The sequence below is a fragment of the Hyphomonas sp. UBA3601 genome (assembly GCF_002375605.1).
Taxonomy (GTDB): domain Bacteria; phylum Pseudomonadota; class Alphaproteobacteria; order Caulobacterales; family Hyphomonadaceae; genus Hyphomonas.
Genome location: NZ_DFME01000027.1, coordinates 1 through 9664, shown reverse-complemented (window position 1 = coordinate 9664; position 9664 = coordinate 1). Strand labels below are relative to the sequence as shown.

The 9664-nt window shown below is 57.8% G+C and carries 10 protein-coding genes; 4 read left to right on the top strand and 6 right to left on the bottom strand.

From position 1 onward, the window contains the following. Positions 1-207 precede the first annotated feature (207 nt). The 3 genes from B4F73_RS02890 to B4F73_RS02880 form a co-directional block, all read right to left on the bottom strand. Entirely contained in the window at positions 208-822 is a 615-nt protein-coding gene (locus B4F73_RS02890) for a ribonuclease D (RefSeq protein ID WP_206992096.1), read from the bottom strand. 68 nt (positions 823-890) lie between these two features. Then, positions 891-1373 (bottom strand): YaiI/YqxD family protein, encoded by a 483-nt coding sequence (locus B4F73_RS02885; protein WP_206992097.1) that lies wholly within the window; start codon positions 1371-1373, stop codon positions 891-893. A gap of 6 nt (positions 1374-1379) precedes the next feature. Then, positions 1380-1832 carry a GNAT family N-acetyltransferase gene (locus B4F73_RS02880; protein WP_290481135.1) on the bottom strand — a complete coding sequence of 151 codons (453 nt, stop codon included), beginning with the start codon at positions 1830-1832 and terminating at the stop codon, positions 1380-1382. A gap of 95 nt (positions 1833-1927) precedes the next feature. Here B4F73_RS02880 and B4F73_RS02875 point away from each other — a divergent pair, with 95 nt between their 5' ends. Next, on the top strand, positions 1928-2866 hold the full coding sequence (locus tag B4F73_RS02875; protein ID WP_290480527.1) for an NAD(P)H-dependent flavin oxidoreductase: 939 nt from the start codon (positions 1928-1930) through the stop codon (positions 2864-2866). Positions 2867-2933: 67 nt separating this feature from the next. Then, on the top strand, positions 2934-5132 hold the full coding sequence (locus tag B4F73_RS02870; RefSeq protein WP_206992100.1) for a M3 family metallopeptidase: 2199 nt from the start codon (positions 2934-2936) through the stop codon (positions 5130-5132). Positions 5133-5214: 82 nt separating this feature from the next. Here B4F73_RS02870 and B4F73_RS02865 read toward each other — a convergent pair whose 3' ends face one another. Together B4F73_RS02865 and hpf are read right to left on the bottom strand one after the other, a co-directional pair. Next, a complete protein-coding gene (locus tag B4F73_RS02865; protein ID WP_206992101.1) occupies positions 5215-5685 on the bottom strand; it encodes a PTS sugar transporter subunit IIA in 471 nt (156 codons plus the stop codon). 23 nt (positions 5686-5708) lie between these two features. Then, on the bottom strand, positions 5709-6302 hold the full coding sequence (gene hpf, locus B4F73_RS02860) for a ribosome hibernation-promoting factor, HPF/YfiA family (RefSeq protein WP_034817049.1): 594 nt from the start codon (positions 6300-6302) through the stop codon (positions 5709-5711). 308 nt (positions 6303-6610) lie between these two features. On the opposite strand from hpf, the gene B4F73_RS02855 reads away from it, so the two are divergent. Both B4F73_RS02855 and B4F73_RS02850 read left to right on the top strand, forming a co-directional pair. Then, positions 6611-8395: a PAS domain-containing sensor histidine kinase gene (locus tag B4F73_RS02855; protein ID WP_290482465.1), complete on the top strand. Its 1785-nt coding sequence runs from the start codon at positions 6611-6613 to the stop codon at positions 8393-8395. A 25-nt stretch (positions 8396-8420) separates the two neighbouring features. Further along, on the top strand, positions 8421-8753 hold the full coding sequence (locus B4F73_RS02850) for a response regulator (RefSeq protein ID WP_290480524.1): 333 nt from the start codon (positions 8421-8423) through the stop codon (positions 8751-8753). Between the two features lie 8 nt (positions 8754-8761). Here B4F73_RS02850 and B4F73_RS02845 read toward each other — a convergent pair. Then, a partial coding sequence (locus tag B4F73_RS02845) for a sigma 54-interacting transcriptional regulator (protein WP_290481133.1) occupies positions 8762-9664 on the bottom strand: 903 nt, incomplete at its 5' end.

The following is a 9664-nucleotide window of genomic DNA, read 5'->3' as shown; positions in this document are numbered from 1 at the left end:
GCCGAAAAGGCGAGGCGTAACAGGCGCACGCCTTGAGACCGCTTGCGGGCCTGGTCCAGCGTCAATTGGCGCCGCGGAGCCCATAATGATGCCGGATCGTGATGCTTGACGGCGTCCATGGATACGCGGTTGCCTGTTTTCTTAACTACAGTAATCGTTTAGCGGCCCATGCTCCGAAACAAAAGCGGCGAAGGCATGACGACTATGTCAGCTATGCGCAAAAATGTCGGTTTCTGCCCACCCGGACAAGTCGAGCGTCGCGCGAATTGGCAGGAATGCAAAACAGGCCTCGGCCAGTTCCAGCCGGCCTTCGCGCTTCAGCATGGCTTCCAGCCCGTCCTTGATCTTGTGCAGGTAAAGCACGTCAGAGGCGGCATACTGGAGTTGCGCGTCGGTCAGTTCGGCTGAGCCCCAGTCTGAGCTTTGCTGGGCCTTGGACATGTCAGCGCCTGCGATTTCGCGTGCGACGTCCTTCAGGCCATGGCGATCCGTATAGGTACGCGCCAGCTTCGAGGCGATCTTGGTGCACCAGATCGGCGCGCAATCGATGCCCATCCAGCGTTTCATCATCGATACGTCAAACCGCGCGAAATGGAACAGTTTGAGCACTTTCGGGTCGGTCAGGACTTTTTTGAGGTTCGGGCAGTTATAGTCCCGGTCCAGCTGTACCAGGTGGGCCGTGCCATCCCCGGACGAAAGTTGGACGAGCGTGAGATTGTCGCGCAACAGGTTCAGGCCCATTGCCTCGGTATCCACCGCCACAACAGGGCCAAAGTCGATACCAGCGGGCAGGTCGCCCTTGTGAAGAGTAATGCCGTTCATGCCGAGGCTCTAGCACTTCAGGCGTTAAGGGCAAGTATCTCCGCGCTCCGGTAACAATCGGCTCACACTTAGCTGCGGGTTTTCTTCAGCGCGACGAGGGCTGCGTCCAGAGCTGAGAGAAAGCGCGACCTATCCGACTTGGAGAAGGGGGCTGGTCCGCGGGCGATGCCGTCGCCGAGGCCTGCACGAAGATCGGAATGAATTGCGCGCACGGCCACGGCATTGCCAATTGAGGCATCCGTGAAGGGCTTTCCATTCGGGGAAATGACGGCTGCGCCCGCCTTCAGGGCGCGGTCGGCCAGCAGGATGTCCGCTGTGATGACGACTGACTCTGGTGTGGAAGCTTCCGCAATCCAGTCATCGGCCGCATCGAAGCCATCTGACACGATTTTGCGGCTGACCAATCTGTGCTCGGGAATGCGGATATAGGAATTGGCAACGATCACCACAGGCGTGTCATGGCGTAGTGCAACCTTGTATATCTCGTCCTTGACGGGGCACGCATCTGCATCGACGAGAATTTGTGGCGGGGGCGGCTGGGTGTCAGACATGCGAGACTACAGCTTGTGCACCAGTCGGGGCAGCAAACGTCCTGGAATAGAGCCAGACTCGGCTTCTCCGGCCGGCTCTGCTCCCATATGGACATAGAAGGGCGCCGCATCCGGATCGGCCTCGATGACCATCTCCTTTGCTCCGGAGCCCTGTGCATACCGGCACGCCCAGACATACAGCATCTTTCCGGTGCCTTCGCCGAGCCGGACCGGCTCGACAAACAGTTTGTCCAGATAGCTCGATCCGGTTTCATCAAAAGATAGTTGAGCTACCCCTGCCACACCGCGCAAATCCTCCGCCACAATGATGACGTCCGATTCCAGGTCGTCCTCGGTCAGCGTGAGTTCGTCTTTGAATGCGTCCAGCATGGCTTCGTCATAGTCCCACACCGCCTTTGATCGCAGGCACAGGTCCGACAAGTATGGCAATTCATCCAGGCGTGGCGGTCTCAAGATCATTGGCAAGTCTTCCCGCCCGCAGGCACTGACGCAAGGCAAGGGCTTGCAGGCCTCGCCATTCCCCCTTCTTTTATCGGCAAAATGGAGGAAGTCACATGGCAACAGCACCCGTCCAAACCCGCATCACCGAAATGCTGGGAATCGAGAAGCCCGTCATTCAGGCCGCGATGGGCTGGATCGCTCGCGCGCCACTCTCCTCGGCCTTCTCGAATGCTGGTGGCATGGGCATCATCGAGACGTCTTCTGGCGAGTTGGATGTGATCCGCGAGGAAATCCTCAAGATGCACGACCTGACGGACAAACCGTTCGGTGTGAATGTTGCCCAGGCCTTCGTGCGTGACCCGAACATTGTCGACTTCATCATCGATCAGGGCATCAAGTTCGTCACAACATCTGCGGGCGATCCGATGAAGTATACGTCGATGCTGAAGGAGGCAGGCCTCACCGTGTTCCATGTCGTCCCATCGCTTCAGGGCGCGCTAAGGGCGATTGAAGCTGGCGTGGATGGGCTGATTGTCGAAGGCGGGGAAGGGGGCGGCTTCAAGAACCCGAAAGATGTTGCATCGATGGTTCTCATCCCGCTGGTTTGCGAACATGTGAATGTTCCCGTGGTTGCAGCAGGGGGCATAACCGACGGGCGCAGCATGGCCGCTGCCTTTGCGCTTGGCGCGGAAGGTGTTCTGATGGGTACGCGTATCCTGTCCTCGGAAGAGAGCCCGGTGCACCAGAACTGGAAGGACGCGATCTTTGCTGCGGATGCGACCGACACCGTGTTCCTGAACCGATCAGGTCCGGGGCCGGCACTGCGCGCCTTGAGTACGGAGCGTACAGAGCGCCTCCTGAAGGAGGGCGTGGAGAATATTTTCGGAGAATTTGCCGGGACGCAGAAAGTCTATTTCGACGGAGACCTCGAAGCTGGCATTGCCCTTACGGGGCAGGTCGCAGGGCGGATTCACGCGGTCAAGCCCGTCGCTCAAATCCTCGAAGAAACCCTGGCCGAGTATCATGAAGTCGTAGCCCGCCTGCCGAAATAGGCCGCGACGGGTCTGGTTTTTGCCGTGATTTATCGCTAAACGGCATTAACTGACCTGAGAGGATCCCATGACCAGAAAATCATTGCTCGCGGGCAGCGTTGCTGCGCTCGCCCTTGCCGTGTCCGCCTGTGGCGAGAAAGCGGAAACCCCGGAAACGCCCGCTGCAACCGAGGCGACCGCCAGCGAGACCGGGCTGCCGGAGATTGTCGTCAGTGATGAGGAACTCGCAGGCAATCCATTCCGTCAGGAGTGGACGGCCGACTATGGCGTCCCACCCTTCGCCGAAATCGATGATGGGCATTACATGCCGGCGACGAAGAAGGCGATTCTGGAGTTGCGTGCGGACATTGATGCCATTGTCGACAATCCGGACGCGCCGACATTCGAGAACACAATCGTCGCGATTGACGTCGCCGGTGGGTCGCTGAACAAGGTTTTGAATGTTTTCGGCAACATCACAAATACAGATACCAATGACACGCTGAGCGAGCTGGAGGCTGAAATCTGGCCCATGCTGACTCGCGAGATGAACGCGATCAATTTCAATCAGGATCTCTTCGAGCGCGTTAAGACCGTCTACAGCCAGCGTGATCGGCTGGGGCTGGACGAGCAGGATGCGCGGCTGCTGGAACTTGTCCATCGCGAATTCGTCCGCAATGGCGCGGACCTTTCCCCGGAAGTCAAAACCGAGGTCGCCGCGATCAATGAGGAATTGTCGGGCCTGACCACCAAGTTCGGTCGCAATTTGCTCCTGTCGACCAAGGCTTTCAAGATCGAGGTCACTGACGAGGCAGAGCTTGTCGGCCTTTCAGACGATTTCAAAAGCGCCTTGAAAGTCGACGGCGAAGACAAGTGGGTCCTGACCGTTGATCGCTCTGTCTACGAGACCTTCATGACGCAGAGCGAGAACCGCGATCTGCGCGCGAAGATGTTCGATGGCTATCGCCTGCGTGCGTCCGAGGGCGAGTTCGATAATGGCCCGCTCGCGATCAAGATTGCCCAGCTGCGTGCCAAGCGTGCCGAATTGATGGGATACAAGTCCCACGCACACTACCAGTTGGAAACGCGCATGGCCAAGACGCCGCAAGGCGCAGAGGAGTTCCTGCTCCGCGTCTGGGAACCGGGCCTCGAGCGTGCCAAGGAAGAACGCGCGGCCATGCAAGACATGGTAGGCGACGAATTCCAGATTGCCGGACATGATTGGTGGCACTATTCCGAAAAGGTCCGCCAGGATCTCTACGCCTTCGATGACAATGCGTTGAAACCATATTTCGAACTTGGTGCTGTGCGGGACGGGGCGTTCGATGTTGCCTCCAAACTGCTCGGTATCACGATCGAGCCGGTCGAGGTTGACGGCTGGAATCCGGTTGTGACCGCGTATGACGTCAAGGATGCGGAAACCGGTGACCATCTCGGCCTGTTCATGGTCGATATGTATGCCCGCGATTCCAAGCGTGGTGGAGCGTGGATGAGCTCGTTCCGCGACACGTCCAACGTCAATGGCAACAATATTCGCCCGATCATCACCAACAATCTCAATCTGATCACTCCGGCCGAGGGCGAGCCGACCCTCATGCGGTTTGACGAAGTTGAGACGCTGTTCCACGAATTCGGCCACGGTCTGCATGGCTTGCTGACGCAGATCCGTTATTCCACATTCTCCGGTGTTGATGGTCCTCGTGACTATACTGAATTCCCCGCCCAGATCCTCGAGCATTGGGCTGGCGCCCCCGAAGTGCTTTCAACCTATGCAAATCACTACGAAACCGGCGAGCCAATTCCGCTCGAACTGATCGACAAGATGAACGCTGCTGCGACCTTCAATCAGGGGTTCAAGACGACTGAGTTCATCGCTGCGTCGCTGCTGGACTTGCGTTGGCACATGCTGACTTCGGAGGAAGCCGCCGAAATCACCGATGCCCGGGCATTTGAGCAACAAGTGCTGGAGGAATACGGCCTGATCCCGGAGATCGAACCGCGCTATCGCAGCCAGTATTTCAGCCACATCTTCGCGGGTGGGTATTCGGCAGGCTATTACGCCTATCTCTGGTCCGAGATTCTGGATGCCGATGGCTTCACCGCGTTCCGCGATACGGGCGACATCTATGATCCCGAACTGTCGGCGCGGCTGAAGAAATGGGTCTATGAATCTGGCGGTCTGCGCGAAGCAGATGAGCTGTACCGGAATTTCCGTGGCTCCGACCCAACCATTGAACCGCTGTTGAAGCTGCGCGGTTTCTCTGAGCAGCAGCCAAGCGAAGGCTGATCGGCGCTCGGTCGACATCCAAACGAAAAGCCCGCCGGAAATATTCGGCGGGCTTTTTCATGTCAGTGAAGTCAGGCGTGTCTCAGGCAGATTGTTCGACAGCTTCGCGGCAGACAATCGCTTTGACTTCTTCTTCCGTATTCGCTTCGCGCAAGGCGTCACGTACGGCGCTCTGGCGGAATGTGCGGCTTACCTGGGCCAAGGCCCGCAAATGGTCAGCGCCCGAAGATTTCGGAGCCAGCAGCATGAAAATCAGGTCGCAAGGGCGATCATCAATCGCTTCGAAATCGACGCCGTGGACCAGTCTCAGATAGCCTCCGACAGGTGCGTCGACGCCCTCAAGACGGGCGTGCGGGATGGCAACGCCTTCGCCGACACCGGTCGATCCGAGGCGTTCGCGCTCCATTACGGCATCCTCAATCTCACGCAGGCCAATGCCTGTCGCTTCGGCAAGAGCCTCTGCGAGCGCGTGAATTGCCTGTTTGCGGCTTTTCGCTTCCAAAGATGGTATGATTACCCCGCCCGTGAGCAGGGATGTCAAATCAGTCGCCATGAAGTTACTTTCCGTGTTCCGGACTAGTTCCTCGGGACGTTCGCTGGATCCACCCATCCAATATGACCGTCTGGTCGGCGGTAGACCATATTAAGCCCGTCATGGCCAGCATTTCTGAACATTAGGGCTGGCACTTCCTGCAGTTCGAGCTGCATAACAGCTTCTGAGACACTCATTGTCCGAATTGAGTGCGATGTTTCCGCGACAGTCAGCGGTGTGTCATCCGGCTCTTCGTAATGCTCTTCCTCGGCGGCATCGTGACCATTCACCTGGAACACGGCTTCCGGAGCCAGTTCGTTCGGCATTGGAGCCGATGTACCGGCATGATGGTCCTTCAGTCGGCGCTTGTAGCGACGCACCCGCTTTTCCATCTTGTCGAGGCTGTTTTCCAGCGCCGCATAAGGGTCTTCCGCCTTGCCGGTCGATTGGAGGATAATGCCAGAGGGCAGGTGCACGTTGCAGTCAACTTCGACGAAGGGGCCCTGTTGGGACACGAAAACGCGAGCGTCGCCGGTTCGGTTGAAATACTTACTGACTGCCGCCTCCAGTCCGTCTTCGATGCGGCTCCGCAGAGCCTCTCCGAGATCCATATGCTTGCCAGTAATCTGTATCTGCACGGGCGGTCTCCTTTGTTTTTTCAGGATTCAAGTATGGCGCAGAATTGCCGATGAGGCGAATCGAATTCCTCATTTTCCTGACTTGGGAAGGGGAAGAACCGGCCTCAAGAGCCGAGCGATACATTGCGTGTGAAATATGTATTCTGGCGTCGCCACACTAGGATGCGCCTGCAACGCCCTGCGTGCAGTCTGGCGTCAAAAATTACATGGTTACAATGACCTATGATGAGTACAGTCAGGGTAACCTGATTTACATCTTCGCGTAGTTACCTGAATTAATAACTCTCCATCAAGGATGAACTCAAGGCATGTCGACCGGTGAGCCCGAGGAACCGAATAAACCGGCAGTCATGCTGGTTGAAAGTGATGCCATGTTCCGGGCCACGTTCGAGCATGCCAGCGTGGGGATCGCGCATGTGGGCCCTCAGGGACAATGGCTGAACGTCAATCGGCGCGTCTCCGAAATTGTGGGCTATCCGCGCGACGAATTGCTCAAGATTACGTTTCAGGACATCACTCACCCGGATGATCTGAATCTGGATGTCGGGCTCCTCAACGAGGTGCTTGAGGGCAGGCGCGAGACCTATCGGATCGAAAAACGTTATTACCACAAGTCCGGCCGGATTGTCTGGGTCCTGCTTTCGGTCAGTTGCATTCGCAATCCGGATGGCACGGTCGCCTATTTCATTTCGATCCTTCAGGACATAACGGAAAAGAAGCGCATCAGCCGGGCGCTAACAGACAGCGAAACCCGGTTCCGCATCGTGCAGGAGACCAACCCGGACGGATTCATGATCCTGCGAAGTCAGCGCGGCGTTTCCGGTGAGATCGAGGATTTCGTCTGGGAGTTCGTCAATCCCGCAGCAGAACAGCTGACGGCGCGCTCGGCGAATGTCCTGATCGGCAAGCGGCTATCGAAAGTCATGCCCGAGGCCTTTGCAAGAGGTCTGTTCAACGTCTTTTGCAACACGGTAGAGACCGGAACGCCTTGGAGGCGAGAGCTCTACTATCCAGACAATGGCGTTCCGCGCTGGTTCCGCTTCACGGTCGCTCGGGTCGGGGACGGCTTCGCTGTGTCATTTCAGGATGTCACCGCGCGCAAGCAGGCCGAACTCCAGTTGCATGCAAGCCAGCAACGCCAGCGCACCATTCTCGATGGCATTGTTTCGATGATCGGACTTACCACACCCAGTGGAATCCTGCTGGAAATCAACGAAGCCTCCCTTCGACTAACCGGGGCGGCGAGCCAGGACCTTGTCGGGAAGCCGATCTGGCAGCATCCGGCATGGTCTCACACGCGCGCGATGCAGGATCGCCTGATCTCGGCCTTTGCCAAGGCAGAAGCGGGACGACGTATGCGGTTCGATGCTGAAATCCGGGATTCTCGAGGCTTGCTGATACCGGTAGACGTGCAATTGGCGCCCATTTTCGACGAATCCGGCCAGGTGACAGATATTGTCATGTCCGCAGTGGATATCTCGGAACGCAAGCGGGCCGAAGCACACCGCGAAATGTTGCTCAGTGAACTGAATCACCGGGTCAAGAATTCGCTGGCGACCATTCAGGCCATCGCCGCCCACACGCTGCGGGAGGCGACAGACTTTGAAGGCTTTCGCCAATCATTCACCGGGCGCCTGCGCGCCATCGCGGCCAGCCATGACCTGCTTGTATCCACGACGCAGGACTCATCGGATATTTCTCGTCTCATCCGGGATCAGGTTCTTGGCTATGCGCCCGCTGATGGCACGCGGCTGGAAATGACGGGGCCGCCGCTTGTGCTGGGGCCGCAAGGGTCACACGCTTTCGGATTGATCCTGCACGAACTGGCCACGAACGCGTCCAAGTATGGTGCGTTTTCGAACGATAGCGGACGGCTCAGCATCAGCTGGTTCATAGAAGAGACGGAGGATGACCCTGACGTGATCATCGACTGGGTCGAAACAGACGGTCCGCCGGTGGTGCCTCCCAGCCGAAAAGGCTTTGGCAGTGTGCTTATCGAACAGAGTCTGTCACACGCTCTTGGTGGGAAATCGAACTTAACCTTTGACCCGAAAGGATTAAAAGCTCAATTTCGCTTTCCAGCTAGAAGGTAGGGGGACTATGCCGAAGATATTACTGTTGGAAGACGACTTCCTGATCGCATTTGATATGAAGACGCAACTGGAAGATGCAGGCATGGAAGTGGTGGGGCCTGTTGCGAGCAATGAGGACGCCAAAGCGCTCATCGAGCCGGGGTCAATCCATGCGGCTGTGCTCGATATGGATCTCGGAGGGGTTGCCTCGTTTCCTACGGCGCATCGCCTGAAGGAATTCGGAATTCCGTTCGTGTTTGTCACCGGCAATAACGAAGCCGACTTGCAGGACGGGCTTGCCGACAGTCCGATCCATACAAAGCCTGTGCATTACCCGCGGCTGATCGAACAGTTGAAGGGTTTCGCAAGTTTAGACTGAAGCGAGGCCTACATGGCCCTCACAGGTCCTTTGATGGGGGTGCCAGCCTCAGGATCGGCCGGCTTACCGGCATTGCGCCCATAGTCATGCTTTTTCAGAAGACCCCGGAATTGATGATAGGAGAGTCCCAGCAAATCTGCGGCGCGGCCCTGATGGCCTTGTGACAGGCTGAGGGCTTCGTCAATCAACTGCATCTCGAAAGCGGCGACCTGCGCGCTGAAATCCGCGGCGATCTCTGGATTGTCGCGAATGCGTACCGGGTCGGCCTGAAGCGTCTCGGAGTGACCTGTCTTGCCGGAGCCAGTCGGGCGCCAGGGAGAATCGAATGGGTCGAGTACGGCCGGATCGAACAAGACCGGTTCGTCCGGTGCCATCAGCATGGCGCGATGTGCGAGCCTTTGTGCGAAATTGCGCAGTTCACGTACATTGCCGGGCCAGTCATGAGCTTCGATAGCGGCAATGGTCGAGGGGGCAAAACCGGGGAAATCCTGCGCCATTTCAATTGCCATACGCCGAGCGAAATGGTCGGCCAGCAGGCTGGCATCACCGGGCCGGGCCCTCAGCGGCGGCAGGGTAATGACGTCAAAAGCAAGTCGGTCCAGAAGATCGGCGCGGAATTCGCCTGCCTCCACCATGCCCGGCAGGTCGGCGTTTGTGGCGGCCACTATGCGAACATCCGTTGAGAGTACTTTTGAACCGCCCACCCGCTGGAATTCGCCATACTCGACAACACGCAGCAATTTTTCCTGAACCTGCGCGCTGGCGGTGGCTATTTCGTCGAGGAAGATCGTACCGCCATCGGCCAGTTCAAACCGGCCTCGCCGCATTTCGGTCGCGCCGGTAAAGGCCCCGCGCTCATGCCCGAACAGTTCAGAATCCAGCAGGGTCTCCGACAGTGCGGCGCAATTGAC